Source organism: Methylobacterium platani (assembly GCF_001653715.1).
GTDB lineage: Bacteria > Pseudomonadota > Alphaproteobacteria > Rhizobiales > Beijerinckiaceae > Methylobacterium > Methylobacterium platani.
In genome coordinates this window covers 42336-68974 of the sequence record NZ_LWHQ01000059.1, presented here as the reverse complement: position 1 = coordinate 68974, position 26639 = coordinate 42336, and the positions used below count along the sequence as shown (strand labels likewise).

20 protein-coding genes and 1 tRNA gene are annotated in these 26639 nt (G+C 71.1%); 10 read left to right on the top strand and 11 right to left on the bottom strand.

Features of this window, described 5'->3' with window-relative positions; genetic code table 11:
• From A5481_RS26310 to A5481_RS26295, 4 genes are all read left to right on the top strand, one after another.
• The coding region (locus tag A5481_RS26310; protein ID WP_156655652.1) for an ISAs1 family transposase at positions 1-253 on the top strand (253 nt) is incomplete at its 5' end.
• A 134-nt stretch (positions 254-387) separates the two neighbouring features.
• Positions 388-1908 (top strand): glucose-6-phosphate dehydrogenase, encoded by a 1521-nt coding sequence (gene zwf / locus A5481_RS26305; RefSeq protein ID WP_082173212.1) that lies wholly within the window; start codon positions 388-390, stop codon positions 1906-1908.
• Positions 1909-1923: 15 nt separating this feature from the next.
• Complete coding sequence (locus A5481_RS26300) at positions 1924-3831, top strand: amylo-alpha-1,6-glucosidase (RefSeq protein ID WP_048434975.1); 1908 nt, start codon at positions 1924-1926, stop codon at positions 3829-3831.
• Positions 3832-4111: 280 nt separating this feature from the next.
• Positions 4112-4939 (top strand): SGNH/GDSL hydrolase family protein, encoded by an 828-nt coding sequence (locus A5481_RS26295; RefSeq protein ID WP_053082422.1) that lies wholly within the window; start codon positions 4112-4114, stop codon positions 4937-4939.
• 118 nt (positions 4940-5057) lie between these two features.
• Here A5481_RS26295 and A5481_RS26290 read toward each other — a convergent pair whose 3' ends face one another.
• The 5 genes from A5481_RS26290 to A5481_RS26270 all read right to left on the bottom strand — a co-directional run bounded on the left by A5481_RS26290 (position 5058) and on the right by A5481_RS26270 (position 9443).
• Positions 5058-6443, bottom strand: a complete 1386-nt coding sequence (locus A5481_RS26290; protein WP_245238932.1) for an amidase — start codon at positions 6441-6443, stop codon at positions 5058-5060.
• Between the two features lie 167 nt (positions 6444-6610).
• The gene (locus A5481_RS26285) at positions 6611-7372 is read right to left on the bottom strand and encodes an ABC transporter permease (protein ID WP_048434973.1); all 762 of its coding nucleotides are present in this window, start codon (positions 7370-7372) and stop codon (positions 6611-6613) included.
• Entirely contained in the window at positions 7369-8295 is a 927-nt protein-coding gene (locus A5481_RS26280) for an ABC transporter ATP-binding protein (protein WP_048434979.1), read from the bottom strand. Before A5481_RS26280 ends, A5481_RS26285 begins: the two co-directional genes overlap by 4 nt.
• Before the next feature lie 259 nt (positions 8296-8554).
• A complete protein-coding gene (locus A5481_RS26275) occupies positions 8555-9064 on the bottom strand; it encodes a hypothetical protein (RefSeq protein WP_245238930.1) in 510 nt (169 codons plus the stop codon).
• A gap of 303 nt (positions 9065-9367) precedes the next feature.
• Positions 9368-9443 (bottom strand) — tRNA-Lys (locus tag A5481_RS26270).
• 128 nt (positions 9444-9571) lie between these two features.
• Between A5481_RS26270 and A5481_RS26265 the strand changes: the two genes are divergently transcribed.
• Positions 9572-10684 carry a hypothetical protein gene (locus A5481_RS26265; protein WP_245238929.1) on the top strand — a complete coding sequence of 371 codons (1113 nt, stop codon included), beginning with the start codon at positions 9572-9574 and terminating at the stop codon, positions 10682-10684.
• A 51-nt stretch (positions 10685-10735) separates the two neighbouring features.
• On the opposite strand, the gene tgt is transcribed toward A5481_RS26265, so the two are convergent.
• Together tgt and queA are read right to left on the bottom strand one after the other, a co-directional pair.
• Complete coding sequence (gene tgt, locus A5481_RS26260) at positions 10736-11869, bottom strand: tRNA guanosine(34) transglycosylase Tgt (RefSeq protein WP_048434971.1); 1134 nt, start codon at positions 11867-11869, stop codon at positions 10736-10738.
• Complete coding sequence (gene queA / locus A5481_RS26255) at positions 11866-12954, bottom strand: tRNA preQ1(34) S-adenosylmethionine ribosyltransferase-isomerase QueA (RefSeq protein ID WP_048434970.1); 1089 nt, start codon at positions 12952-12954, stop codon at positions 11866-11868. Before queA ends, tgt begins: the two co-directional genes overlap by 4 nt.
• 109 nt (positions 12955-13063) lie before the next feature.
• Between queA and A5481_RS26250 the strand changes: the two genes are divergently transcribed.
• The 5 genes from A5481_RS26250 to A5481_RS26230 all read left to right on the top strand — a co-directional run bounded on the left by A5481_RS26250 (position 13064) and on the right by A5481_RS26230 (position 15505).
• Complete coding sequence (locus A5481_RS26250; RefSeq protein ID WP_048434969.1) at positions 13064-13531, top strand: MarR family winged helix-turn-helix transcriptional regulator; 468 nt, start codon at positions 13064-13066, stop codon at positions 13529-13531.
• Positions 13528-13824, top strand: coding sequence for an antibiotic biosynthesis monooxygenase family protein (locus A5481_RS26245; protein ID WP_048434968.1), 297 nt, complete (start codon positions 13528-13530; stop codon positions 13822-13824). Before A5481_RS26250 ends, A5481_RS26245 begins: the two co-directional genes overlap by 4 nt.
• A 70-nt stretch (positions 13825-13894) precedes the next feature.
• Positions 13895-14098: a hypothetical protein gene (locus A5481_RS26240; protein WP_048434967.1), complete on the top strand. Its 204-nt coding sequence runs from the start codon at positions 13895-13897 to the stop codon at positions 14096-14098.
• Between the two features lie 142 nt (positions 14099-14240).
• Positions 14241-15128: a cation diffusion facilitator family transporter gene (locus A5481_RS26235; protein WP_048434966.1), complete on the top strand. Its 888-nt coding sequence runs from the start codon at positions 14241-14243 to the stop codon at positions 15126-15128.
• Between the two features lie 80 nt (positions 15129-15208).
• Positions 15209-15505, top strand: coding sequence for an alkylphosphonate utilization protein (locus A5481_RS26230; protein ID WP_048434965.1), 297 nt, complete (start codon positions 15209-15211; stop codon positions 15503-15505).
• Positions 15506-15668: 163 nt separating this feature from the next.
• Here A5481_RS26230 and A5481_RS26225 read toward each other — a convergent pair whose 3' ends face one another.
• The 4 genes from A5481_RS26225 to A5481_RS26210 form a co-directional block, all read right to left on the bottom strand.
• The gene (locus A5481_RS26225; protein ID WP_048434964.1) at positions 15669-16886 is read right to left on the bottom strand and encodes a pyridoxal phosphate-dependent aminotransferase; all 1218 of its coding nucleotides are present in this window, start codon (positions 16884-16886) and stop codon (positions 15669-15671) included.
• Between the two features lie 387 nt (positions 16887-17273).
• Positions 17274-19538 carry a 1,4-alpha-glucan branching protein GlgB gene (glgB, locus tag A5481_RS26220; RefSeq protein WP_156311911.1) on the bottom strand — a complete coding sequence of 755 codons (2265 nt, stop codon included), beginning with the start codon at positions 19536-19538 and terminating at the stop codon, positions 17274-17276.
• A gap of 213 nt (positions 19539-19751) precedes the next feature.
• Positions 19752-23015 (bottom strand): maltose alpha-D-glucosyltransferase, encoded by a 3264-nt coding sequence (treS, locus tag A5481_RS26215; protein ID WP_048434963.1) that lies wholly within the window; start codon positions 23013-23015, stop codon positions 19752-19754.
• A 151-nt stretch (positions 23016-23166) separates the two neighbouring features.
• Positions 23167-26574, bottom strand: coding sequence for a maltotransferase domain-containing protein (locus A5481_RS26210; protein WP_048434962.1), 3408 nt, complete (start codon positions 26572-26574; stop codon positions 23167-23169).
• Positions 26575-26639: the final 65 nt, after the last annotated feature.

The following is a 26639-nucleotide window of genomic DNA, read 5'->3' as shown; positions in this document are numbered from 1 at the left end:
CGGCGCCGACCGCCTCGGGCCTGCCATCCGGCAGCACTGGGCGATCGAGAACGGCCTGCACTGGATCCTCGACGTCACCTTCCACGACGATCAATCCCGCATCCGCACCGCTCATGCTCCGGAGAACATGCTGACGGTCCGCCACATCGCGGTGAACGTGGCAGCTCGCAAAAAGGGCAAGGATTCCATGCGCCTTGCCCTCAAAACCGCAGGCTGGGACGACGACTACCTCGTCAGGCTCGTTGCCCCATGACACTTCACCCGATTGCCCTGGATGCAAGGTGGGCCTGCATCCCCCGCGCGCCGTCGTGAGGGCCGCTCCCTTGCCCGCTGCAGTGCGGGATCTAGCTTCCCCACCGTCGCGCCCGTTGGCCCAAGGAGACCCCCATGACGTCGCACGTCCCGGTGGAGGGGCATGCCGCCTCCGGCAGCAAGCCGGCCCCGCCCGCGACCCTCGTGATCTTCGGCGCGGGCGGCGACCTGACCAAGCGCCTCCTGATGCCGGCGCTCTACAACCTCGCCGGCAGCCACCTCCTCGACGACCGGACCACGATCTGGGGCGTCGACCACACCGACGGCTCGGACGAGAGCTGGCGTCAGAACCTCTCCGACACGATGGAGTCCTTCACCAAGGACGACACGGCGGAGTTCCACGCCAAGCACATCGACCCCGCGGCCTGGGGTTTCGTGCGCGACCGGCTGCACTACCTCAAGGGCGACTTCCTGGCGCCCGAGACCTACCGGCAGATCGCCGGGAAGATCCCCGGCAACGCGGTGTTCTACCTCGCGGTGGCGGCCCGGTTCTTCGCGCCGATCGTCGAGCATCTCGGACAGGCCGGGCTGCTGAAGCAGGGCGACGACACCTTCCGCCGCGTCGTGATCGAGAAGCCGTTCGGCAGCGACCTCGCCTCGGCGGTTGAGCTGAACAAGCGGCTTCTCGCGGTCGCCGACGAGTCGCAGCTCTACCGGATCGACCACTTCCTGGGGAAGGAGACGGTGCAGAGCATCATGGCGATCCGATTCGCCAACGGGATGTTCGAGCCGATCTGGCGCCGCGACTTCGTCGACCACGTCCAGATCACCGCGGCCGAGACGATCGGCGTCGAGGAGCGCGGCGCCTTCTACGAGCCGACCGGCGCGCTGCGCGACATGGTCCCCAACCACCTGTTCCAGCTCCTGTGCATGACCGCGATGGAGCCGCCGGTGTCATTCGACGCCGAGGCGGTGCGGACCGAGAAGGCGAAGCTCGCCCAGGCGGTGCAGCCGGTCCAGCCCGGCGACGCGGTGCGCGGCCAGTACCGGGCCGGCACCGAGCAGGGCCGTCCCGTCCCGGGCTATCGCGACGAGCCGCACGTGGCGCAGGACAGCCGCACCGAGACCTATGCGGCCCTGAAGCTCACCATCGACAACTGGCGCTGGGGCGGCGTGCCGTTCTACCTGCGCACCGGCAAGCGGATGACCGGCCGGCGCACCGAGATCGCGGTCCACTTCAAGCCGGCGCCCTACCGGCTGTTCCGCGACACCCCGGTCGACGAGATCGCCCCCAACATCCTGCGGATCATGGTCGATCCGGTCCAGGGCATGACCACCGAGTTCAACGCCAAGGTGCCGGGCCCGTCGATGCGCCTCGGCGCCGTGCGCTCGACCTTCCGGGAGGGCGACTTCTTCCCGCAGGAGCCGAATGTCGGCTACGAGACCCTGCTCTACGATTGCCTGTGCGGCGACGCGACCCTGTTCCAGCGCGCCGACAACATCGAGGCGTCCTGGGCCGCCGTCGATCCGTTGGTGAAGGCCTGGGGCGCCGGCGGCGAGCCCGAGCCCTACGAGTCCGGCAGCGCCGGGCCGAAGGCGGCGGACGAGCTGCTGGCCCGCGACGGCCGGCGCTGGCTGCCCCTCGACGGCGAATAGCCGGGCGACGCGGCCGTGGACGATCCGCGCGAATGGCTGGAGGCCGACGGGCTCGGGGGGTTCGCCTCCGGGCCCGTCGCCGGCCCGCGCACCCGGCGCTACCACGCCCTGCTCCTGACCGCGACGACGCCGCCGACCGGCCGCGTGGTCCTCGTCAACGGGATCGAGGCGGAGGCGACGACGGCGGGCGGATCGGTGCCGCTCTCGACGCAGGCCTACGCCCCCGACGTCGTGCATCCGGACGGCTGGCGCCACGTCGCCGGCTTCGCGCCGCGCCCCTGGCCGACCTGGACCTTGCGGCTGCCCGACGGCACGGCGCTGCGGCACGAGATCCTGGTCGAGCCCGATTCCGGCGAGACGCTGCTGCGCTGGGAGCGCCTGGCCGGGGACGGCCCCTGCACGCTCGCCGTCCGCCCGCTCCTGTCGGGCCGCGACTACCACGCGCTCCACCACGAGAACCCGGCCTTCGCCTTCGCGGCGAATGCGCGGGGCGGCAACGTCGCGTGGCGGCCCTATCCCGACCTGCCGGCGGTCGCGGCGCTCACCAACGGCACATACGCGCACGCGCCCGACTGGTACCGCCGGTTCCGCTACGCGGCGGAAGCGGCCCGCGGCCTCGACGACACGGAGGATCTGGCGAGGCCCGGCACCTTCGCCTTCGACCTCGCCGCGGGTCCGGCGGTGCTGATCCTGCGCAGCGGCGACGGCCTCTCCGTCCGGGCCGCGGCCCATGCCGACCGGCTGATCGCGGCCGAGCGGGCGCGGCGCGCGGCGCTGACCCCGCTGGCGCTGACGGCGGGCGCCTACCTCGTCGACCGGCCGGGCGGGCGCACCCTGCTGGCGGGCTTCCCGTGGTTCACCGATTGGGGCCGCGACACCTTCATCGCGCTGCGCGGTCTCCTCGTCGCCACCGGCGCCCTGGCCCAGGCGCGCGCCATCCTGCTCGCCTGGGCCGGCGCGGTGAGCGAGGGCATGATGCCGAACCGCTTCCCCGACCGGGCCGAGGCGCCCGAGTACAATGCCGTCGACGCCTCGCTCTGGTACGTGGTGGCGGTCGACGACGTGCTCGCCGCGCACGAGGCCGCCGGGCAGACGATGCCGGAGGCGCAGGCCGCCCGGCTGGCACGAGCCTGCGCGGCGATCCTCGACGGGTACGCCGCCGGCACCCGGTACGGCATCGCCGCCGACGCCGACGGGCTGCTGCGGGCCGGCGTGCCGGGGGTGCAGCTGACCTGGATGGACGCCAAGGTCGGCGACCGGGTGATCACGCCCCGCATCGGCAAGCCGGTCGAGGTCCAGGCCCTGTGGATCAACGCGCTCCGGATCGGCATCGCCCGCTGGTCGCCGCGCTGGCGCGAGCTGGAGCGGCGCGCCTCCGCCGCCTTCGTCCGCTTCGTCTCGCCCTCGGGCGCGCTCCACGACGTGATCGATGCCGGCCACGTGCCGGGCGCCGTCGATTCCAGGTTCCGGCCGAACCAGATCCTGGCGGTCGGCGGGCTGCCCCACGGGCTCCTCGACGGCGACGCGGCGCGCGCCGTGGTCGATGCGGTCGAGGCGCGGCTCCTCACGCCGCTGGGCCTGCGCTCCCTCGATCCCGCCGACCCTGACTATCGCGGCACCTATGCGGGCGGACCGGCGGAGCGCGACGGCGCCTACCACCAGGGCACGGTCTGGCCCTGGCTGATCGGCCCCTTCGTCGATGCCTGGCTCGGCGTGCGCGGCCGCACGCCGGAGGCCAAGGCCGAGGCGCGGGCCCGGTTCCTGCCGTCGCTCGCCGCGCATCTCGCCGAAGCCGGCCTCGGCCACGTCTCGGAGGTGGCCGACGGCGACCCGCCCCACCGCCCCGGCGGCTGCCCGTTCCAGGCCTGGTCCCTCGGCGAGCTCATCCGCGTTCGCCGGATGCTCGACCTCGATCCGGTGTAGTCTCCGGATGCGCCCGACGCCTCGGCATCGACGTGCCGAGGCAGGGGCGCGGCGCCGCGAGATCGGCGCGGCCGATCCCGGCAACCGATGCTCAAGCTTAATCCCCGGTGAGCCGAACCTCGGCGTTTCTCCGCGATCCTCTCCGGTTTCGCTGACCAGCCGAGCAGAGCTCGAGGCCTCGACTTGGCTCAGCTTCGTTTTCGGCTGGATCGGCTGTCACACACATGTTACCTGGCGAATACGGACCGATTCGGTCCGCTCTCCCCTCCTGGGAAACGTCATGATGCTCCGGTTTCGCTTGGGCCGGCTGGCCTGCCTGTCGGCGGCCGTCGTCGCCGGTCACCTCGCTGCGGCCCGTCCCGCGGCGGCGTGCCCGGCTCCGCTGCCGGCGGCGGCGGAGCGGATGAGCCTCGCCCTGACCGAGGCGCACGTGGCGCGGCGCGAGCCGGTGCGGGTGCTCGCCATCGGCTCGTCCTCGACCGAGGGCATCGGCGCCTCCGGGCCGGACCGGACCTATCCGCACCTGCTGGAGCTGTCCCTGCGCGCTGCCTGGCGCGGCACCCCGGTCGGCGTGACCAATGCGGGGATCGGCGGCGAGACCGCGGACCAGACGCTCCTGCGCCTCGCCGAGGCCCTGAAGCAGCCGGTCAAGCCCGATCTCGTGATCTGGCAGGTCGGCACCAACGACGCGATCACCGGCGGCGACGAGGCCGCGTTCCGCCGCCGGCTCGAGCAGGGCGTCGCCCTGGTCCGGGCCGCCGGCAGCGACCTGATCATCCTCGACCAGCAATACTATCCGGCGATCCCCGACCATGCCCGCTACGAGCGCTTCGTCGGCCTCGTCGCCGCGGTGGCGCAGGGTGCCGAGGTGCCGGTCTTCTCGCGCTACGCCCTGATGAAGGGCTGGAACCGGCAGGACCCGTCGCTGCTCGCCGGCATGCTGTCCTCCGACAGCTTCCACATGGGCGACCAGGGCTATGCCTGCCTCGCCCAGGCGCTCGGCCGCGACATCCTCGACGCGGTCACCCCCCGGCCCGACCCGCTCCAGGCGGTGGCCCGGGCCAAGCGCCAGCCGCTGCCGGACACGGCGGCCCTGCGGCGGGGCTGAGCGGGATCCGCTTCGCGATCGCGAGTTCCAGCGCCCCCGGACGGACCCCGTCCGGGGGCGCTGTCGTTTCGGACCGCGCGCGAGGATCCCGCGACGTGTGACGGGGCCGGGCGCGCCGTCAAACCTCCGGCGTCCGCAGATGCCACTCCGTCGCGCCCTGATACGCCTGCCCGATGCGGAGCGCCGTCGCCTCGTCGTAGCCGCGGCAGACGATCTGGAGCGAGAGCGGCAGCCCGCCCGCCGTGACGCCGTTCGGCAGCGCCAGGGCGCAGAGCTCGAGCAGGTTGCCGAAGCGGGTGAAGCGCGACGGCAGCACGCCCTGGTCGACATCCGGGAGGGGGATCGCCGCGGTCTCGGTGGTCGGGGTCAGGAGCGCGTCGATGCCGTCCATCGCCCGGGCGAAGGCCGCCTTCATCTCGGCCTGCATCCGCCGGGTGCGCAGGTAGTCCTGCGCGCTCACGCCGGCGCCGGCGAGCGTGCGCAGGCGGACATCCTCGTCGAGGCGCGCGGCCCTGTCCTCTGACAGGGCACCGTTGAAGAAGTAACACTCGGCCATCACGATCGCCGAGGTGGTGAGGAGGTCGGCGAAACGGAACGGCAGGTCGACGTCGACGATCTCGGCGCCGAGCCGCGCCAGCGCATCGAGCGCGGCGTCGTAGGCGGCGAGCATCTCGGCGGAGACGCCCTCGCGCTCCGCCGCCGGCATTCGCGCGAGACGCAGGCCGCGCACCCCGCGATGCAGCGCCGGCATCGGGTCCTCGGCGACGATGCCCCGGGTGTTGGGGTCGCGCGGATCGGGCCCGGACAGGATCGTGTAGAGCAGCGCGACGTCCTCGACGCTGCGCGCCATCGGGCCCGGCGTGTCGAGGCTGGTGCTGAGCGGCACGATGCCGGCGGTGCTGACCCGGCCGATCGTGACCTTGAGGCCGGTGAGCCCGCAGAACGAGGCCGGCAGCCGCACCGAGCCGCCGGTATCGGTGCCGATCGCCCAGGGCGCCATCCGGGCCGCCACCGCGACGCCCGACCCGCTCGAGGAGCCGCCGGGCGTCCTCGGCGTCGCGAGGTCCCAGGGGTTCCAGGGCGTGCCCATGTGCTGGTTGGTGCCCCAGCCGCCATAGGCGAACTCGACCGTATGGGTCTTGCCGAGCACGATCATGCCCTGGGCCAGCATCCGCCGGGCGATGGTGGCGGTCTCGGTCGCGCGCCGCGCGCGGAAATGCGCCGAACCGCCGGTGGTGATCCGGCCCTCGAGGTCGATCAGGTCCTTGAGCGCCACCGGCACGCCGTGGAGCGGACCGACGGCGTGGCCCGAGCGGATCATCCGGTCGGCGCCCTCGGCGGCGAGCCGCGCGTCGTCGGCGTAGACCTCGACGAAGGCCCCGAGTTTCGGCTCCAGGCGTGCGATGCGGGCGAGATGCGCCTCGACGGCCTCGACCGGCGAGAGCGCGCGGGTCGCGATGGCGCGGGCGAGGCGGTGGGCGGGAAGCTCGGCGGGATCGGTCACGATGGGCACTCCTCACGGCGCGCCGCATCGTGGCGGATCATCGGAGGATCCGTCCCGGCGGCGTCGCCCCCGGTGTGAGATCTTGCACGACGATGGAGCGGGCGCCTGCCCGAATCGCCCGCCGAGCCCCGCGGCCACGGCAGAGGAGGTATTCGGGCGCGCGGCCCTCAGCTCTTCAGCCGGTACCCCGTCCGGAAGATCCATGCGACCGCCGCGAGGCACAGGACCAGGAACACGACCGCCATGCCGAGGCTCACCGCCGGGTTGACGTCGGAATGGCCGTAGAAGCTCCAGCGAAAGCCGCTGATCAGGTAGACGACGGGATTGAGGAGGCTCACCGTCCGCCAGACCGGCGGCAGCATGTCGATCGAGTAGAAGCTGCCGCCCAGGAAGGTCAGCGGCGTGACGATGAGGAGCGGTACCAGCTGCAGCTTCTCGAACCCGTCCGCCCACAGGCCGATCACGAAGCCGAACAGGCTGAAGGTGACGGCGGTGAGGACCAGGAACAGCACCATCACGAAGGGGTGCTCGATGCGCAGGGGAACGAACAGCGACGAGGTCGCCAGGATGATCAGTCCGAGCATGATCGACTTGGTCGCCGCCGCCCCGACATAGCCGGCGACGATCTCCACCGCCGAGATCGGCGCAGACAGGATCTCGTAGATCGTGCCGGAGAAGCGCGGGAAGTAGATGCCGAACGAGGCGTTGGCGATGCTCTGCGTGAGCAGCGTCAGCATGATCAGCCCCGGCACGATGAAGGCGCCGTAGGGCACGCCGTCGACCGAGGTGATCCGCCCGCCGATCGCGGCGCCGAACACCACGAAGTAGAGCGAGGTCGAGATCACCGGCGCGACGATGCTCTGGAGCAGCGTGCGGAAGGCGCGGTGCATCTCGAAGCCGTAGATGGCGCGGATGGCGGGCCAGTTCATGCGCGGTCCCTCACGAGATCGACGAAGATGTCCTCGAGCGAGCTCTGCCGGGTCTGGAGATCGCGGAAGCGGATGCCGGCGGCGGCGAGATCGGTCAGGAGCCCGGTGATGCCGGTGCGCTCCGCCTTGGTGTCGTAGGTGTAGGTCAGCGCCGTCCCGTCCGGCGACAGGGCCAGTGCGTGGCCGGCGAGCGCCGGCGGCAGGGCGGGCAGCGGGTCGTGGAGCTGCAGCGTCAGCTCCTTGCGGCCGAGCTTGCGCATCAGCTCGGCCTTCTCCTCGACCAGCACGATCTCGCCCTTGGCGATCACGCCCACCCGGTCGGCCATCTCCTCGGCCTCCTCGATGTAGTGGGTGGTGAGGATCACCGTGACGCCCCCGTCGCGCAGGCGGCGCACCAGCCGCCACATGTCCTGGCGGAGCGCCACGTCGACGCCGGCGGTGGGCTCGTCGAGGAACAGGATGCGCGGCTCGTGCGCCAGCGCCTTGGCGATCAGCACACGGCGCTTCATACCCCCCGACAGGGTCATGATCCTGGCGTCGCGCTTCTCCCACAGCGAGAGGTCGCGCAGGGTCTGCTCGACATGGGCCGGGTCGGCTTTCAGGCCGAACAGCCCGCGGCTGAAGCTCACGGTCGCCCACACGGTCTCGAAGGCGTCCGCCGTGAGCTCCTGCGGCACGAGGCCGATCAGCCGCCGGGCGGCGCGCGGCGCCGCCAGGATGTCGTGGCCGCCGACCGTCACCGTGCCGGTGCTCGGCGTGACGATGCCGCAGATGATGCTGATGAGGGTGGTCTTGCCGGCGCCGTTCGGCCCGAGCAGGGCGAAGATCTCGCCCTGGCGGACGGTCAGGTCGACGCGCCTGAGCGCGGCGTGACCCGAGGCGTAGGTTTTCGACAGGTTGTCGATCGCGATGATGGGTGGCATCCGGTCCCGGGCGTCCTGGGGCTCGAGCACCGCCCGCGCCATGCTCAAGCCCGCAGCCGCGACGGCGACGGGCGAACGAACGCGGCGTGGGAAGCGCTCACGGGGTGGCGGATCACCTAGGCCGGTCGAGGCCAGGCCGCCACCATCCTCGGCCGGCTAAGTCGTCGCGCCCCGAGGGGACGCGGCGAGAAACCGGCCGGGTGTGGCCCGGATGTGCGCGGTTTTCGACGAACGGCCGGTGCGCGAGCGCACCCGGCGATCAGGCCTTGCCGGACGCCTCGGCCTCGTCCGCCAAGTCGTCGGCATCGCCCTCGATCTCGCCGTCATAGGCGTCGTCGTCCTCGTCCGAGGTCTCCACCACCTCGTCCCGGTTGCGGACCTTGGTGTAGAAGTTGCCGACCTGCAGCGCCTCGCCGGCGGTGACCATGCCGCTCAGGTAGGCGTTGATCGTCGCCGGCGCCGCGTCGGGGAGCGCGCGCAGGATCTGCGGCTGCGACAGGCCCTGCGGCCCGGAGCCGTCGATCAGCGCCTTGAGGCGGCCCTTGGTCGAGTTCGCCCGCGGGCCGCGCGGCCCGCGCCGGCCGCTCGCGCGCGGCTCGCCCCGGTCCATGCCCGAGGCCGGACCGGCGGACGGCAGCGACAGGCCTAGTTCCTCGATCGGCGTATCCTCGATGATCGCCCGGAGCGCGTTCTCGGCGAGCCGGAGCTTGGCCAGCTCGGCGCCGATGCGCTCGTACTCGACTTCGAGCGCCGCTCGCCGTTCGCTCACATCAGCCAAAGCCTTCATGAGCGCATCATTCCCCGACATTGCCCCTCCAGACAAACTGGGCAACGGCTCCTTGCATAGGCGGCGTGCAGCGTCAACGAAGACGCGCGCGGCGGCCGATCGCGGCGTGGATATCGCTCCGGTTCGCGCAGTCGGGCGCGTCCCGTGGAGCGAGGCGAGCCGCGGGACGACCGGACGAACTGGCAGGCACGACCCCGTAAGACCGGCAAATGCACACACATTCCGGATCTTGGACATCCGGTTGCGGCTGGACCAAATCCAGGGGCCTGAGAGAGCAAGTGAAAATGGTGAGCGCGCTGGGACTCGAACCCAGGACCTACAGATTAAAAGTCCGTTGCTCTACCAGCTGAGCTACGCGCCCGCTCCCGGGGATGGCGGCGCGGCGCTGGCGGGCCGGCCCAGGTCCTGTTCGGAGCAGACGCGGACATAGGGGGTTGACGCGGCCGGGTCAACCGGGAGACCACCGCCGCCCACACAAGTCCCGCACGGATGCCGCCAGAACCCGTTCCCTCGCCCAAGCCGGACGCAGCCAAGCCGGACGCAGCCAAGTCCGATACGGTCAAGTCCGACGCCGCGTGCTGGCGGCGGTTCGCCGGCCTTCTCCTCGGCGCGGCCGGGCTGATGGGGCTGACGGTGCTCGCCTTCGTGACGATCCTCGACCCCTACGGCCTGCGGGCCGCGCCGGGGCGGGCGCCGGGTCCGATCATGGACCTGAACCAGCGCTTCATGTACCCGCAGGTGGTGCGCGGCGGCGCCTACGATGCGGCGGTGTTCGGCACCTCGACCGCCCGCCTGCTCGATCCGCAGGAGCTCGACCGGGCCTTCGGCGGGCGTTTCGCCAACCTCGCGATGAACGCCGCGACGCCGTGGGAGCAGACGCAGCTCGCCCGGCTGTTCCTGACACGGGCACCCGCCCGGGCGGTGCTGTTCGGCCTCGACGCGCCCTGGTGCGAGGCGGATGCGAACGCCAAGCGCCTGACCTTCCGGGCCTTCCCGCCCTGGCTCTACCGCGAGCCGCCGGCCTCGACCGCCTTCCTCCACCAGTGGAACCAGCAGAGCGCCGAGATCGCCGGGCGGGTGCTGCTGCACCGTCTCGGGCGGATGCCGGCCCGCATCCGCGGCGACGGCTACGAGGTCTTCACCCCGCCGGAATCGCGCTACGACGCCGCCCGGGCGGCGGCGCATATCCATGGCGACGCGCCGGTGCCCGAGGGGACGCAAGAGGCCGACCCGGCCACCCCGGCCCTGCCCTGGCTCGACGAGCTCCTCGGCCTCGTGCCGGCGGGCGCGCTCAAGCTCGTCGCCTTCATGCCGGTCAACGTGGCGGCGCAACCCCGGCCCGGCAGCGGGGCGGCGGCGCGGGAGGCCGCCTGCAAGGCGCGCGTCGCCGAGATCGCCCGCCGCCGCGGCGCGGTGCTGGTCGACTTCCGGATCCCGTCCGCCGTGACGCGAGAGGACACCAACTACTGGGACGCCCTCCACTACCGCCTGCCGGTCGCCGCGCGCATCGTCGGCGCCTTGCGCCGGGCGGTGGACGAGCGGCGCGACGATCCCGACGGGTTCTACCGGGTGCTCGCCGCGCCGCGGGCGGCGGAGCGTTGATATCCTCGCGCCGTCGAACGGGTCCGTTCGACGGCGCGAGGGCATGGGGGCTCACGCCGCCCGGTCGCGCTCCGCCTTCTGCCAGCCCTCGCGGGTCTCGCCGATGAAATCCTGGAGCCGGCCCTCGGCGATGGCCCTGCGCAGGCCCGCCATCAGGTCCTGGTAGTAGGACAGGTTGTTCCAGGTCAGCAGCATCATGCCGAGGATCTCGCCGGCACGGACGAGGTGGTGCAGGTAGGCCTTGCTGTAGAGGTTCGCCGCCGGGCAGGTCGATTCCGGGTCGAGGGGGGTGTTGTCCTCGGCAAAGCGCGCGTTGCGCAGGTTGAGGCGACCGTGGCGGGTATAGACCATGCCGTGACGGCCGGCGCGGGTCGGCATCACGCAATCGAACATGTCGATGCCGCGGCTCACCGCCTGGACGATGTCGTCGGGGGTGCCGACGCCCATCAGGTAGCGCGGCTTCGCGGTCGGCAGGTGCGGCTCGACGGTCTCGATCATCGCGAGCATCGTCGCCTGCGGCTCGCCGACCGCGAGCCCGCCGACGGCGTAGCCCTTGAGGTCGAGGTCGACCAGCGCCCTGGCGCTCTCGACCCGCAGGGCCGGGATGTCGCCGCCCTGGACGATGCCGAACATCGCCTTGCCCGGCTGGTCGCCGAAGGCGATGCGGCAGCGCTCGGCCCAGCGCAGGGACAGCCGCATCGCGCTCTCGATCGCCGATTCGGGCGCCGGGAGGCGCACGCATTCGTCGAGCTGCATCTGGATGTCGGAGCCGAGCAGGCCCTGGATCTCGATCGAGCGCTCGGGGCTCAGGAGATGCGTCGAGCCGTCGAGATGCGACTGGAACCGCACCCCGGTCTCGTCGAGCTTGCGAAGCCCTGCCAGCGACATGACCTGGAAGCCGCCGGAATCGGTCAGGATCGGGTAGGGCCACTGCATCATGGCGTGCAGGCCGCCGAGCCGCGCCACCCGTTCGGCGCCGGGGCGCAGCATCAGGTGGTAGGTGTTGCCGAGCACCACGTCGGCGCCGAGCGCCTTCACCTGCTCGGGATACATCGCCTTGACGGTGCCGGCGGTGCCGACCGGCATGAAGGCCGGGGTGCGGATGACGCCGCGCGGCATCCGGATCTCGCCGGTGCGGGCGGCTCCGTCGGTCGCCGCCACCGTGAACGTGAAAAGGTCGGTCATCGCGTCTCCGCCCGGAAGAGCAGGCTGCTATCGCCGTAGGAATAGAATCGGTAGCCGCGCGCGATCGCGGCCGCGTAGGCCGCCCGCATCGGCTCGAGCCCGGCGAAGGCCGAGACGAGCATGAACAGGGTCGAGCGCGGCAGGTGGAAGTTGGTCATCAGGACGTCCACCGCGCGGAAGCGGTAGCCCGGGGTGATGAAGATGTCGGTGGCACCGGTCCAGGGCGCGATGGTGCCGTCGGGCGTAGCCGCGCTCTCGAGGAGCCGCAGCGCCGTGGTGCCGACCGCGACGATGCGCCCGCCCGCCGCGCGCGCCCGGTTCAGCGCCTCGGCGGCCTGCGGGGTGATCTCGCCGATCTCCGCGTGCATCCGGTGCGCGTCGGTGTCGTCGGCCTTGACCGGCAGGAAGGTGCCGGCGCCGACATGGAGCGTCACCCGCACCTGCGGCAGGCCGGCGGCGTTGCAGGCGTCCAGCAGTTCGGGCGTGAAGTGCAGGCCGGCGGTCGGGGCCGCCACCGCCCCGGGCTCGCGGGCATAGACCGTCTGGTAGTCGGCGGCGTCCCGCGCGTCGGTCGGGCGCTTGGCGGCGATGTAGGGGGGCAGCGGCAGCTCGCCCAGCGCCGCCACCGCCTCGTCGAGGGCGGGCCCCGCGAGGTCGAAGGCGAAGGTGGTCTCGCCCCCCTCCCCGCGCTCGACGATCGTGGCGTCGAGGCGCGTGAGCGCGCAAGCCTCGCCCTCGCCGGCCTCGCCGAAGCTGACCCGGTCGCCGACCCGCAGGCGCTTGGCCGGGCGCGCGAAGGCCCGCCAGCGATCCGGGCTTTCCCGCAGGTGCAGCATCGCCTCGAGCCGCACCGGCTGGCCGTCCGACCGGTGGCGCAGGCCGCGCAGGCGGGCCGGGATCACCCGGGTGTCGTTGAAGACCAGCACGTCACCGGGGCGCAGCAGGCCGGGCAGGTCGCGCACCACCCGGTCCTCCGGGGGGCGGTCCGGGTACAGCAGCATCAGGCGGGCGCCGTCCCGCGGCACCGCGGGCCGGAGGGCGATGCTCTCCTCCGGCAGGTCGAAATCGAACAGGTCCACGCGCATGCGGCCCTTCAGCCAGGATTCCGCCGCGGGATCAATGGGGCACGGCACATCCGCCAATTGACAACATGTTGTCGTATCGGCATCATGATGTCGAAATCGAGGGGAAGCCATGTCCCGGGTCGAGGCCGCCACCGCGTTGATCCTGGAGGTGTTCCGCCTCAACGGCGCGCTGCTGGCCGCCGGCGACGGCCTCACCCGCGACCTCGGGCTCACCAGCGCCCGCTGGCAGGTGCTGGGTGCCGTGGCGCTGGCGGGCCGGCCGCTCACGGTGGCGGGGGCGGCCCGCGCCATGGGGCTGACCCGGCAGGCGGTTCGCCGGCTGGTGACCGAGCTGGCAGCGGACGGGTTCGTGGTGCTCGCACCCAACCCGGACCATCGCCGGGCCGCCCTGGTGGTGCTGACGGAGACCGGGCGGCGCGCCTTCGCGGCGGTCCAGGAGCGGCAGGCCGCCTGGGCGGAGCGCATCGCGGAGGGCTGCGCGCCCGCCGCCCTCGGCGAGGCGACGACCCTGCTCCGGCGCCTGCGCGCCGCGCTGGAGCGGGATGAGGAGCACGGCGCCGCGGAGGCGGAGTCATGAGCGACGTGGTGCTGATCAATTCCTTCGAGGTCGCCCCCGGGGACGAGGCGGCGGCGATCGCCTATTGGGAGCGGGCGGCCGAGCATCTGCGCCGCCAGCCGGGCTTCATCGACACGCGGCTGCACCGGACCGTGGCGCCCGGCGCCCGCTTCCTGCTCGTCAACGTCGCCACCTGGCGCTCGGCCGAGGATTTTCGGGCGGCGACGGCCGACCCCGCCTTCCGGGCCCTGGTCGGGCCGGAGATGGGGCGCTTCCCGCACCATCCGGGTCTCTACGAGGTGATCCGCACCTGAGGGCGCGGCGGGTGGCGCTTCCGGCTCCCGCGCCCCATCTGGAACGGCGTCGTCTCAGGAGTTCGCCGCCATGTCCAGCCATCCGACCCTCGATGCCGAGCTCGTCGTCTGGTGGGAGTGCGAGGCGGAGCGGCTGGAGAGCCTCGCATCCTCGGCCCGCTTCGGCGTCATGCGCCGGCACTACGCCCGCAAGGCCGCCGCGGCCCGGGCGCGGGCGCAGGTGAGCCGCCTGCGCGAGCAGGCCCGCGCCCCGGCCCGTCCGGTCTCGACCTGACGCAAAGGGAGCGGCCCGAGGCCCGAGGGTTTTAGCCCGGGCTATGACCTGTGCCGTGGCCTTCCGGCCCACGCCGCCTTATGGGAGCCGCGCCGCGGCGGCGTCCGTCGCGCCGCGGCCCAGATCTAGCCGGAACATCGTCATGGAACGCGCGCAAGCCGCCGCCCTCGCCAGTGCCGGGGTCGGTCTCCTGGTGCTCGCCCTCAAGTTCGGGGCCTGGTGGATCACCGGGAGCCTCGCGCTCTACTCGGACGCGCTCGAGAGCATCATCAACGTGGTGGCGGCGATGACGGCCTTCGTGGCCCTGCGCGTCGCCGCCCAGCCCGCCGACCAGGACCATCCCTACGGCCACCACAAGGCCGAGTACTTCTCGGCGGTGATCGAGGGGGCGCTCATCATCGTGGCGGCGGTGGTGATCCTGCGCGACGCCTACGACGCGCTGCAGGCGCCCAAGATGCTCGACGCCCCGCTCATGGGCGTCGCGGTGAACGGGCTCGCCACGGTGATCAACCTGGTCTGGGGCGTGATGCTGGTGCGACGCGGCCGCGACTGGCGCTCGCCCGCCCTGGTGGCCGACGGCAAGCACGTGCTCGCCGACGTGTTCACCTCCGGCGGCGTGCTGATCGGGCTCGGCCTCGCCACCGCCACCGGGTGGGCGATCCTCGATCCGGTCATCGCCGTGGTGGTGGCCCTCAACATCCTGTGGTCGGGCGGCGCCATGGTGCGCGATTCGGTCAACGGCCTGATGGACCAGGCGGCGCCGGCCGAGATGGTGACGCAGATCCGCCGCCTGATCTCGGAGCACGGCGAGGGCGCGCTGGAGGCCCACGACGTGCGCACGCGACATGCCGGCCAGGTCACCTTCATCGATTTCCACCTCGTCGTGCCGGGCGAGATGACGGTGGCGGAATCGCACGCGATCTGCGACCGGCTCGAGGCAGCGATCGAAGGCGCGGTGGCGGGCGCCGTGGTGACGATCCACGTCGAGCCGGGCGAGGAGGCCAAGCAGCGCGGCTTGCCGGTGATCTGACCCGGGCTCCTTACCCCAGTCCTCTTGCGGCGGACCGCCCGGACCGGCGACAAGGCTGACGCAACGGAGGACGACCGAGCGTGACGGGTGCCGACGACGATTACGTGTACGACGAGGCGACGGGCGAGTGGCGCCCGGCGGGTGAGATGACGCAAGCCGCGACCCGTGAGGTCCGCGACGCTTCCGGCAACGTGCTGACCGACGGCGACTCCGTCACCCTGATCAAGGACCTGAAGGTCAAGGGCGCGAACCAGACCCTCAAGCAGGGCACGGTGATCCGCTCGATCCGGCTCACCGACAACGACGACGAGATCGATTGCCGGCACGACACCATCAAGGGGCTGGTTCTGCGCACGGAGTTCGTGCGCAAGCGGTGAGCTGTCTCCGGATTTTCGAGATTTCCAAAGGGTACGAGACCGGACTTACCTGATCGGTTGCCGGCTCGTCCCAGTGATAACCTCATCCTGAGCGGTCAGTCCATCTGCGATGAACCGACACCTCAGGACGAGGGCGAGTGTTGGACAGGATTCGCTGTTCGAATCAAAGATTCGCGCCGCCGTCCAGCACCGGCACCATCCGGCGCATCGCCTCGGTGAGGTCCGCCGCCGAGCGTGCGAAGCACAGACGCAGAAAGCCCTCGCCGCCGGGCCCGAAGGCCGAGCCGGGGGCGAGCCCGACATTGGCCTCGTCGACGATGCGCTTCGCGAGGCGGATGTCCTCCGGCTCGGACGGCACCCGCGGGAAGGCGTAGAACGCCCCGGGAGGCGCCGGCAGCTCGACGCCCGGCAAGGCACTCAAGGCGTCGCAGACGATGGCCCGCCCGGCGCGGGCCTGCGCGACCTGCTCGGCGATCAGCGGTTCGCCCTCCCGGATCGCCGTGATCGCGGCGTGCTGCAGGAAGGTGGCGACGCCGGACGTGCCGTAGAGGACGAGCCCGTCGACGATCCGCCCGATCGAGGCCGGTCCCTCCAGCCAGCCGACCCGCCAGCCGGTCATCGCCCAGTTCTTCGAGAAGGTCTGGACGAACAGCACCCGGTCGCGGTCCTCCGGCTGCCAGACGTCGCGGATCGAGGGCGCGCGACCCGTCGCGTCGTGCGCGGGATCGAAGCAGAACCGGCCGTAGATCTCGTCGGCGACGATCCACAGGTCGTGGCGGCGGGCGATCTCGAGCACCGCCGCGAGGTCGGCCCGGGTCGCGACCCAGCCGGTCGGGTTCGCCGGGGTGTTGAGCACGATGGCCCGGGTCCGGGGCGTGATCGCGGCGGCGATCCGGGCGATATCGAGGCTCCAGCCGTCGCGCGCCCCGAACTGCATCGGCACCGGGACGGGCCTCGCCCCCTGCATGGCGACGGCGCCGAAGAAGTTCGACCACGTCGGGGTCGGCAGCACGATCTCGTCGCCGGGCTCGGCGGCGATGCGGATCGCGGTATGGAAGGCGTGCATGCCGCCGACCGTCACAAAGAACCGCTCGGGCCCGACCGGATCGCCGTAGAGGCGCGTGACGTATTCCGCCAGGGCCTCGCGGAGCGGCGGGATGCCGAGCATGCGGGTGTAGAAGGTGGCGCCGTCGCGAAGCGCCCGCTGCGCCGCCTCGCAGATGAAGGCCGGCGTCGACCGGTCGCCCTCCCCGACCCAGAGCGGGATCAGGCCGGGGCGCTCGACGCCGTAGGCCACGAGTTCGCCGATGCCGCTCGGCCACACCCCGGCCGCCTCGCGGCTCACCGGCGGCAACGTGTCGGGCAGGGGCGTGACGGACATGCGAGCCTCAACCATCGTGACGGAGAGACTGAGGCATCGCAAGCGCGACGCTCCGGCGCAAGCCGGAGCTGTGGCAAGCGGGACGCTTCGGTGCAGGCCGGAGCTGTGGCAAGCGGGACGCTCCGGCACGAGAAGGAACGCCCCGCGTCTCAATCGCTGAAGGTTCGCAGTGGATCGCAGGTGCGGGGCCCAAGCGGCCTCGGTTTTCCGGTCAAGCGCTCCCGGTGCGGAAAGGCGGAGAGCGCGGGACTTCCGTCAATATTCTGATGAGAGATGCTGGACTGATCTACGATCTGTCTGTCGATCCATGACAATGACAAAATGCGGGATCCTCTCTCTCGTGCTGGAGAGAGGATCCCGCATCATGTTTCTACTTCCGTATCTTTGTCACCCCTGCCGCACCAGGATCAGCGTCGCCAGCGGCGGCAGCGACAGGGTCAGCGAGTGCTCCTGCCCGTGCGACGCCTCCGCCACCGCATCGACCCCGCCGTAATTGCCGACATTGCTGCCGCCATAGCCTTCGGCGTCCGAGTTGAACGCCTCGCGGTAATGGCCGGCCATCGGCACGCCGATGCGGTAGCCGTGCCGCACGACGGGGGTGAAGTTCGAGACCACGATCGCGATCTCACCCGGCTCGCGGCCCTTGCGGGCCCAGGCGATGACGTTGTTCTCGGCATCGTCCGAGACCAGCCACTGGAAGCCGGCCGCCTCGGTGTCGCGGGCGTAGAGCGCCGGCGTCGCGGCGTAGAGATGGTTGAGGTCGCGCACCAGGGCCTTGAGACCGGCGTGGAACGGATCGTCCAGCAGGTGCCAGTCGAGGCTCTGGTTGTGGTTCCACTCCTTCTCCTGGCCGAACTCGCCGCCCATGAACAGCAGCTTCTTGCCGGGATGGCCCCACATGAAGCCGAAATAGGCGCGCAGGTTCGCGAATTTCTGCCAGCGGTCGCCCGGCATCTTGCCGAGCAGCGAGCCCTTCCCGTGCACCACCTCGTCGTGGGACAGCGGCAGGATGAAGTTCTCCGAGAAGGCGTAGAGCAGCCCGAAGGTCAGGTCGTGGTGATGGTAGCGGCGATGCACCGGCTCTTTCGAGATGAACCGCAGGGTGTCGTGCATCCACCCCATGTTCCACTTGAAGCCGAAGCCGAGGCCCCCGGTATAGGTCGGGTGCGAGACGCCGGGCCAGGAGGTCGATTCCTCCGCCACCGTCATCGTGCCGGGGGCGTGGCTGTAGGTCGCCTCGTTGGTCTTGCGCAGGAAGTCGATGGCCTCGAGGTTCTCGTTGCCGCCGTACTGGTTGGGGATCCACTCCCCTGCCCGGCGCGAATAGTCGAGGTAGAGCATCGAAGCCACCGCATCGACCCGAAGACCGTCGAGGTGGTAATGCTCGAGCCAGAACCGGGCGTTCGAGGCGAGGAAGGCCGAGACCTCCGTGCGCCCGAAATTATAGATGTAGGTGCCCCAGTCCTGGTGGAAGCCCTGGCGCGGGTCGGCATGCTCGTAGAGGTGGGTGCCGTCGAACTGCCCGAGCCCGTGGGCGTCGAGGGGGAAGTGGCCCGGCACCCAGTCGAGCAGGATGCCGATACCGGCCTCGTGCGCCGCGTTGACGAATTCCGAAAAATCCTCCGGCGAGCCGAAGCGGCTCGTCGGCGCGTAGAGCGAGACCGGCTGGTAGCCCCAGGACCCGTCGAACGGGTGCTCGGTGATCGGCAGGAGTTCGATATGGGTGAAGCCCATCTCCTTGGCGTAGGGGATCAGCCGCTCGCCCAGTTCGCGGTAGGTGAGGTAGCGGTTGCCCTCCCCGGGCACCCGCGCCCACGAGCCGAGATGCACCTCGTAGATCGAGATCGGGCCGTGGCGGTGATCGAGGGCGTTCAGGCTCTGCATCCAGGCCTGGTCGCGCCAGACCGGTGACGGCAGCCCTTCGAGGCGCGAGGCGGTCTCGGGCGGCTGCTGGGCGGCGAAGGCGACCGGATCGGCCTTGAGAGGCAGGAGCGCGCCGTCGGGCCCGCGGATCTCGAACTTGTAGTGGCCGCCCTTCTTCAGCTCGGGGATGAACAGTTCCCAGACGCCGCCATCCTGCCACAGCCGCATCGGGTGGCGCCGGCCGTCCCAGTCGTTGAAGTCGCCGACCACCGAGACCCGGCGGGCATTCGGCGCCCAGACCGCGAAGCGGAAGCCCGACGTGCCGCCGATCTCGACGGCGTGCGCGCCCAGCACCCTGTGCACGGCGTCGTTGCCGACGTCGCGCAGGAGGGCGATCTCCGGCTGGTCGAGGGTCGCGCCGTACTCGTAGGGGTCGCGGCGGGTGCGCTCGGTGTTGTCCCAACCCTCGACCGCGATGCGGTAATCCGGCCGCTGCGGGTGCGCGAAGCTCGCCACGAAGAAGCCGGCCGGGTGGCGCCGCTCCATCGGCACGCGGGTGTCGCCGACCACCACCGTGGCGGCGCGCGCCTCGGGCAGCACCGCGCGGACCTCCCACTGGCCCTCGCCCGTCTCGTGCGGACCGAGCACCGCGAAGGGATCGCCGTGCTCGGCCCGCATGATCGCCTCGACGGCGTCGGGATGGACCGCGTAGGCCCGGCCCGGCACCGGCGGCCGGGCCGGCCGGCTCGGGGCCGGCCCCGAGACCCGCGGCGAAGCCGCCGCCTGCATGGCGGCAACGCGCAGCGAGACGGTCTTCGTGCCGGCCGTCTTCGCCGCCTTCCCCGTCTTGCCGGCCGTGGCCTTGGCGGTCACCGGCGTCACCAGGGCACCCTTCGGGGCTTTCGGGGTCTTCACGGATTCGGTCACGCGCGTCTCAAGGTTGCGGTCGGTGGGGCGCCGGCGAGCGGCCGGCTTCCGGGCGCTGGTCTCGTCGTCCATGGGTCACGCACCTCTCTGGTCTTCCAGGATGGCCAGCACGCCGCGGGCCGGGATCTCGATCCAGTCCGGACGGTTGTTGGCCTCGTAATCGATCTCGTAGAGCGCCTTCTGCAGCAGGCAGAGGCGCAGCAACCGCTCCCGCGTCGCCTCGTCGGTGACGGCGGCGCGGCTGCCCTGCACGGTGGCGGCGTAGGCCTCGAGGAACGCCCCGCTCACCATCGCCCGCCAGGCCGCGACGGCGGTCTTCGCCCGCTCCTCGGCCTCGGCGAAGCGCGAGGCGACCTCGCGGGTCACCGTCTCGCCGCCATAGGCGAACGAGCGCAGGATGCCGGCGACGTCGCGCAAGGGCGTCGACTTCGCCCGGCGCTCGTCGACCGGCCGCGACGGCTCGCCCTCGAAGTCGACGATGATGAGGTCGTCCTGCGAGGCGAGCACCTGGCCGAGATGGTAATCGCCGTGGATGCGGGTGCGGTGCGCCCCCGTCGGCGCCTCGCGGCTGAGCGACGCGACCAGCGCCTCGATCTCGGCGCGAGCGGCGACGATCGCGCCGGCCGCCTCGCGGGCGCTCTCGGACGCCGCGGCACCGAGCGCGGTGCAGGCCCGCAGGGCCTTCTCGGCCTGGCGCCGCGTGTCGGCGGCGAGCGCCGCGAGGTCCTCGGCCGTGAACGGCTCGGCGGCGAAGGCCCGGTCCGCGGTCTCGGTGGCGAGCGCCCGGTGCATCTCGGCGGTGCGCTGGCCGAGCAGTCCGGCCCAGCGCAGGTGGGTGGCGAAGGTCTCCTCCGGCGAATGCGCCTCGCTCTCGGGCACGAGCACGATCGTGTCGAGGTCGCGGCGCAGGTATTCGAGCATCAGGGTCCAGGCGTCGCCCTGGTTGCGCACGAAGGCCTGGAGCAGGCCGAGCGCCGTGGCGGTGCCGTCGGGCCCGACATGCTCGATGATGCCGAGGAGCGCCGGGGTGTTCTTGAACCCGGCCTCCTCGGTGAGGAAGCGGCCGACCTCGACCTCCGGATGGGAGCCGGGCTGGAGGCGGCGCAGGAGCTTCAGCATCGCCCGCGAGCCGAAGGCGATCGAGGTGTTGCTCTGCTCGGCCGAGAGCCGGCGGATGTCGGCCGGATCGAGCTCGAGTTCGGGATCGAAGGCCGAGGTCGCGGTGAAGCGGATGCTGCCCTTCTCCGAGGCGATCTCGCGGTTGTTGCGGATCGCGTCGACCATCGCGAGGGCGAAGTCGGGCGAGGACGCGGCGCCGTAGAGGAGGCCCATCCGCGGGCCCCGGCGCACCCGGGCGACCGCGTGGTCCATCAGCGACTCGTCCTCGCGGCCCTCGTCGACCGCGAGCGGCACGAAGTATTCCTGCGTCTCGCCGTTGGCGAGCGAGACCGCGATGCGCGGCAGCAGGAAGCCGTTCGAGCCTTCGAGCCGGGGCAGGATCGCGCTGTCGACGACCTCGACCCCGCGGATGCGCGAGCCCTTGGCGCCGAACCAGCGCCGCGAGCCGATGAAGCGCGGCGCCACGGTGCGCTCGAAGGCCTGGCGCTCGCGGCCCTTCATCAAGGTCTCGACGCCGCCGGTGAGGACCAACGTGAACAGTTCAGGCGCCTCGGGGCTCGGGCCCATCGTGCCGGCATTCGCGGTCGAGAGCGAGAACCAGTAGAAGCCGTAGGCCGGCATGGTCAGCAGGTACGGCAAGTCGCCGATCGGCGGGAACGAGGTGCCGCCGGTCAGCTCCACCGGCACCGCGGTGCGCAGGTCCGACAGGTCGAGCTGCACCGCCTGCGGCGCCCGCGACAGGTTGGCGACGCAGAGCACGCGCTCGTTGTCGTGCTCGCGGATCCAGGCCAGCACCTTGCGGTTGTCCGGATAGAGGAACCGCAGGGCGCCGCGCCCGAGCGAGACGTGGTTGTTGCGGATCGCGATCATCCGCCGGGTCCAGTTGAGCAGGCTGGTCTGGGCGCGGGCCTGCGCCTCGACGTTGACCGCGTCGAAGCCGTAGATCGGGTCCTGGATCGTCGGCAGGAACAGCCGGGCCGGGTCGGAGCGGGAGAAGCCGCCGTTGCGGTCCGGCGACCACTGCATCGGCGTGCGCACGCCGTCGCGGTCGCCGAGATAGATGTTGTCGCCCATGCCGATCTCGTCGCCGTAATACAGCACGGGAGTGCCGGGCATCGAGAGGACCAGGAACTTCATCAGCTCGATCTTGCGCCGGTCGTTCTCGAGCAGCGGCGCGAGGCGGCGGCGGATGCCAAGGTTGATGCGGGCGCGCCGGTCGGCGGCGTAGAAGCTCCAGAGGTAGTCGCGCTCCTTGTCGGTCACCATCTCGAGCGTCAGCTCGTCATGGTTGCGCAGGAAGATCGCCCATTGGCAGCCGTCGGGGATCTCCGGCGTCTGCCGCATGATGTCGGTGATCGGGTGCCGGTCCTCCTGCGCGATCGCCATGTACATCCGCGGCATCAGCGGGAAGTGGAACGCCATGTGGCATTCGTCACCGTCGCCGAAATACTGCGCGGTCTCCTCGGGCCACTGGTTGGCCTCGGCGAGCAGCATCCGGTCGGGGTAGGATTCGTCGAGGGCGGCGCGGATCTTCTTGATGACCGTGTGGGTCTCGGGCAGATTCTCGCAATTGGTGCCGTCGCGCTCGATCAGGTAGGGGATCGCGTCGAGGCGCAACCCGTCCACCCCCATGTCGAGCCAGTAGCGCATCACCTCGATCACCGCGTCCAGAACCTTCGGGTTGTCGAAGTTCAGGTCGGGCTGGTGCGAGTAGAAGCGGTGCCAGTAATACGCCTTGGCGACCGGGTCCCAGGTCCAGTTCGAGGCCTCGGTGTCGAGGAAGATGATGCGGGTGTCGGTGTACTTCTCGTCGGTGTCCGACCAGACGTAGAAATCGCGCCACTCCGAGTCCTTCGGGGCGTTGCGGGCCTGCTGGAACCAGGGGTGCTGGTCCGAGGTGTGGTTGATGACCAGCTCGGTGATGACCCGCAGGCCCCGGGCATGGGCCTCGTCCACGAAGGTGCGGAACTGGTCCATCGTGCCGTAGGACTGGTTGATGTCGCGGTAATCCGCGATGTCGTAGCCGTCGTCGCGGAGCGGCGAAGGATAGAACGGCATCACCCAGATCGCGGTCACGCCTAGGTCGCGGATGTAGTCGAGCTTCGCGGTCAGGCCGTCGAAATCGCCGATGCCGTCGTTGTTCGCGTCGAAGAAGGACTTGACGTGAACCTGGTAGATGATGGCGTCACGGTACCATTGCGGATCGGTGCGATCGATCATCGCGTCAGAGCCTCATTCGATCGGGTCGTGGCGCCGGGCTGAAGGCCTTTGCGGCTGTCGCCATGCTCGGGCTCAACGCGGGGCACCGGGGAGAGTTCGGAATGCCTGCCGGCGCGGACGGTCGCCCGCCCGCGCCTGATACGCACTTCGGCTAGGCCGAGCCGTGCTGCCACGCGCCGCCCGCCGCCGCAAGCCGCTCGGGCCGGCGAAGCCGCCAGATCACCACCGAGCGCTCGGCCGGATCGAGGGCGATGCGGTGGGTCTTGCCGCGCAGCTCGAACTTGTAGCCCTGCAACAGGTCCTCGACCTCCACGGCACCGTCGTCGGGCAGGCCGAGCTGCCAGAGCGGCACCTCGTAGGTGCATTCCTGGCGGTTCCTCGGATCGAGGTTGACCATGCAGAACACCGCGTTGTCTCCGGACGGCGTCATCCGCAGGTAGGCCAGGATCTGGTCGTTCCAGGCCGGGGTGAAGACCACGTTGCGGAAGTCCCAGAGGGCCGGGTTCTCGCGCCGGATGCGGTTCAGCGCGATGATGTGGTCGCGGATATTGCCGGGGCGGTAGTAATCCCAGGCCTTCAGCTCGTACTTCTCGGAGTCGAGGTACTCCTCCTTGCCCGGCACCGGCGCGGCATCGCAGAGCTCGAAGCCGTTATAGATGCCGTAGACGCTCGACAGGGTGGCGGCGAGCGTGCCGCGGATGACGAAGCCAGGCCGGCCGCTGGTCTGGAGGAAGACCGGATTGATGTCCGGCGTGTTGGCGAAGAAGTTTGGGCGGTAATACTCGCCCATCTCGCCGGCGAGTTCGGTCGCGTAGGCGGCCAGCTCGTCCTTGGTGTTGCGCCAGGTGAAGTAGGTGTAGCTCTGCTGGAAGCCGGCCTTGGCCAGCTTCTTCATCATTTTCGGCCGGGTGAAGGCCTCGGCGAGGAACAGCACGTCGGGATAGCGGTCGTTGACGTCGCGGATCATCCAGTCCCAGAACGGGATCGGCTTGGTGTGCGGGTTGTCGACCCGGAAGATCTTGACGCCCAGCTCGACCCAGCCGACGATGATGTCGCGCAGCTCGATCCACAGCGACGGGAAGGCGCCGTCGCGGTAGAAGTCGACGTTGACGATGTCCTCGTACTTCTTCGGCGGGTTCTCGGCGAACTTGATCGTGCCGTCGGGCCGCCAGTCGAACCATTCCGGGTGCTGCTTGATCCAGGGATGGTCCGGCGAGCACTGGATGGCGAAGTCGAGGGCCACCTCCATGCCGTGGGCGTGGCTCGCCGCGACGAGGCGGCGGAAGTCGTCGAGAGACCCGAGGTCGGGATGCACCGCCTCATGGCCGCCCTCCTCCGCACCCACGGCGTAGACCGAGCCGACATCGCCCTCTTGCGCCTTGAGCGAGTTGTTCTTGCCCTTGCGGTTGGTGCGGCCGATCGGGTGGATCGGCGTGAAGTAGAGCACGTCGAAGCCGAGTTCGCGGATCTCGGGCAGGCGCGCGATCACGTCGTCGAAGGTGCCGTGGCGGCTCGGATCACCCGATTGCGAGCGCGGGAAGATCTCGTACCAGGCCGAGAACCGGGCCGCCAAGCGGTCGGCGAAGACTTCCAGCACCACCGGATAGCGCGAGAGGTTCACCCGCTCCGAGTTGCGGTGGATGAGCGCCGTCTGCTCGAGCAGCCGGTGCAGCTGGGCGGCGGAGCCGGGCTCGTCGGATTCGAGCGCCGCCACGAGACCGTTCAGCGCCGCGGCGTCGCTGCCCTCGGCGAGCGCGGCGGCGCGCTTGACGAGGCCGACGCCCTCCTGCGTCTCGAGATGCACGGCGATGCCGGCCTTGCGCTTCTTCTCGAGGCCGCGCAGCCAGGACGAGAAGTCGTCGCGCCACGCCTCGACGGTGTACTCGTAGCGGGCGTTGCGGGTGAGCGGGAAGTGGCCGTGCCAGCGGTCGTTGTCGACGAACAGCATCGGGTCGCGGCGCCACTCGGTCTCGCCGGCGAGGCGCGAGAGAACGGCGGCGTTGATGACGTCGTGCCCGTCGGTGAAGATGTCGGCCTCGACGTGGAGCTGGTCGCCGACGACGCGCTTGATCGCCGAGCGGCCGCCGTCGATCTCCGGGCTCACCGCCTCGATGACCACCCGCCCCTCCCCGTCCGGGGTGGTGCGGCGGGGGCGGCGCATCGCGCCGATGCGGCGGGCGGCGAGGATGCGCACCGCCCGCGGCTCCAGGCCGATCGACTGGTCGGCCCGGAAGACCAGGGGCGCCACCTCCGGCGTCAGGTCCTGGAACGGCCCGAACTCGCCGCCGGTGCCGGCGATCAGCGGCGCCGGATCGACGGCGACCGGTTTGTCCGTCGGGTTGTGCAGCACCATCACGGCGTTCTCGGCCGAGCCGGGATGACCGGTATCGATCCGGATCAGCGCGACGAAGCCCGCATCCGGGGCCGAGAGGCGCCACTGCGCGCCCTCGACATTGGCCGCCGGCAGGTCGGCCCGCAGGCGGTTCACCGCCGCGATGAAGCCCGAGATGTCGATGCCGGTATGGTGCTCGCGGCTCTCCGGGGTGGTGTCGACGACGTGGAGCGCCTTGGCGTAGCCCCACTCGTAGCCGATCGGCAGCAGCACGCCGGCCGAGAAGAAGGCGGCGAGGGCGTAGCGGCTCTTCAGTTCCGCCGCTACCGCCTCGGGCCCGCCGTCGAGCGAGGCCGCGAGGCGCTGCATGTCGTGGTTCTCCGGGAAGGCGATCGACGGCGCCAGGATGCGCAGGCGCTCGTACTGCTCCAGCGCCCAAGGGGCCTTCAGGTCCCACCAGGCGAAGGAGTTGAACAGGTAGTCGAACCCGGCCTCGGCGGTGGCCCGCGCCTCCTCGAATGTGCAGCCAAGCGTCTCGGCGGCGAAGAGCGCGGCGTGGTCGCGTTGCTTGGCGGCGCCGATCAGGCTGCGCCACACGTCCGGCGGCACCTTGTAGGCGGCATCGCAGCGGAAGCCGGCGACGCCGAGGCCCTGGAGCCGGGCAATGTAGCCGTTCCACAGCTCGGTCAGCGCCGTGCGCGGGGCGGCGGCGACGTAGTCGAACTCGGCGAGGTCGCCCCAGACGGTGATCTTCGTCGGATCGTCGGGATCGACCGCGTGCGGGCTCACCGGTGCGCCGGAGGCGTCGCGCACGAACAGGTCGGGACGCTCGTGGGCGAGCCTGCCGTCATTGGCGGCGTGGTTCACCACCAGGTCGGTCATGATCTTGAGGCCGTGCCCGGCGGCGGCCTCGCAGAAGCGGCGGATCTGCTCGTCGTCCGGCGTGCCGTCGAGGTCGCGCAGGCGCTCGTCGAGGCGGTCGGTGTCGGCGACCGCGTAGAGCGAGCGCGAGCCGCCGGCCTGGTGGAACGGATTGAGGTAGATCCAGTCGAAGCCGAGCTCGGCGATGCGGGGGAGTTCCGCGGTCCAGGCCGACACCCGGCCGACCAGAAGGGGAAACAGGTTGTAGATCCGCGGTCCGGCCGCCAGCGGCGCCAGGGTGGCCGGCAGCGGCGTCACCTCGCGGGTGCGCTTCGCCGGCTTCGTGCTGGTGCGGGGTACGTTCATCGGCCCGATCCTGCCTGCTCTCTCTCGTCCAACGGGCGCGGGGCGGTGAGCCCCGCGCCGGGGTC

Coding starts and splice junctions, on each gene's coding strand:
- treS (WP_048434963.1), bottom strand. CDS start 23,015: ATGATCGATCGCACCGATCCGCAATGGTACCGTGACGCCATCATCTAC.
- zwf (WP_082173212.1), top strand. CDS start 388: ATGACGTCGCACGTCCCGGTGGAGGGGCATGCCGCCTCCGGCAGCAAG.
- queA (WP_048434970.1), bottom strand. CDS start 12,954: ATGCGCGTGGACCTGTTCGATTTCGACCTGCCGGAGGAGAGCATCGCC.
- A5481_RS26280 (WP_048434979.1), bottom strand. CDS start 8,295: ATGCCACCCATCATCGCGATCGACAACCTGTCGAAAACCTACGCCTCG.
- A5481_RS26240 (WP_048434967.1), top strand. CDS start 13,895: ATGTCCAGCCATCCGACCCTCGATGCCGAGCTCGTCGTCTGGTGGGAG.
- A5481_RS26225 (WP_048434964.1), bottom strand. CDS start 16,886: ATGTCCGTCACGCCCCTGCCCGACACGTTGCCGCCGGTGAGCCGCGAG.
- A5481_RS26295 (WP_053082422.1), top strand. CDS start 4,112: ATGATGCTCCGGTTTCGCTTGGGCCGGCTGGCCTGCCTGTCGGCGGCC.
- A5481_RS26285 (WP_048434973.1), bottom strand. CDS start 7,372: ATGAACTGGCCCGCCATCCGCGCCATCTACGGCTTCGAGATGCACCGC.
- A5481_RS26245 (WP_048434968.1), top strand. CDS start 13,528: ATGAGCGACGTGGTGCTGATCAATTCCTTCGAGGTCGCCCCCGGGGAC.
- A5481_RS26265 (WP_245238929.1), top strand. CDS start 9,572: ATGCCGCCAGAACCCGTTCCCTCGCCCAAGCCGGACGCAGCCAAGCCG.
- tgt (WP_048434971.1), bottom strand. CDS start 11,869: ATGACCGACCTTTTCACGTTCACGGTGGCGGCGACCGACGGAGCCGCC.
- A5481_RS26235 (WP_048434966.1), top strand. CDS start 14,241: ATGGAACGCGCGCAAGCCGCCGCCCTCGCCAGTGCCGGGGTCGGTCTC.
- glgB (WP_156311911.1), bottom strand. CDS start 19,538: ATGCAGGCGGCGGCTTCGCCGCGGGTCTCGGGGCCGGCCCCGAGCCGG.
- A5481_RS26250 (WP_048434969.1), top strand. CDS start 13,064: ATGTCCCGGGTCGAGGCCGCCACCGCGTTGATCCTGGAGGTGTTCCGC.
- A5481_RS26210 (WP_048434962.1), bottom strand. CDS start 26,574: ATGAACGTACCCCGCACCAGCACGAAGCCGGCGAAGCGCACCCGCGAG.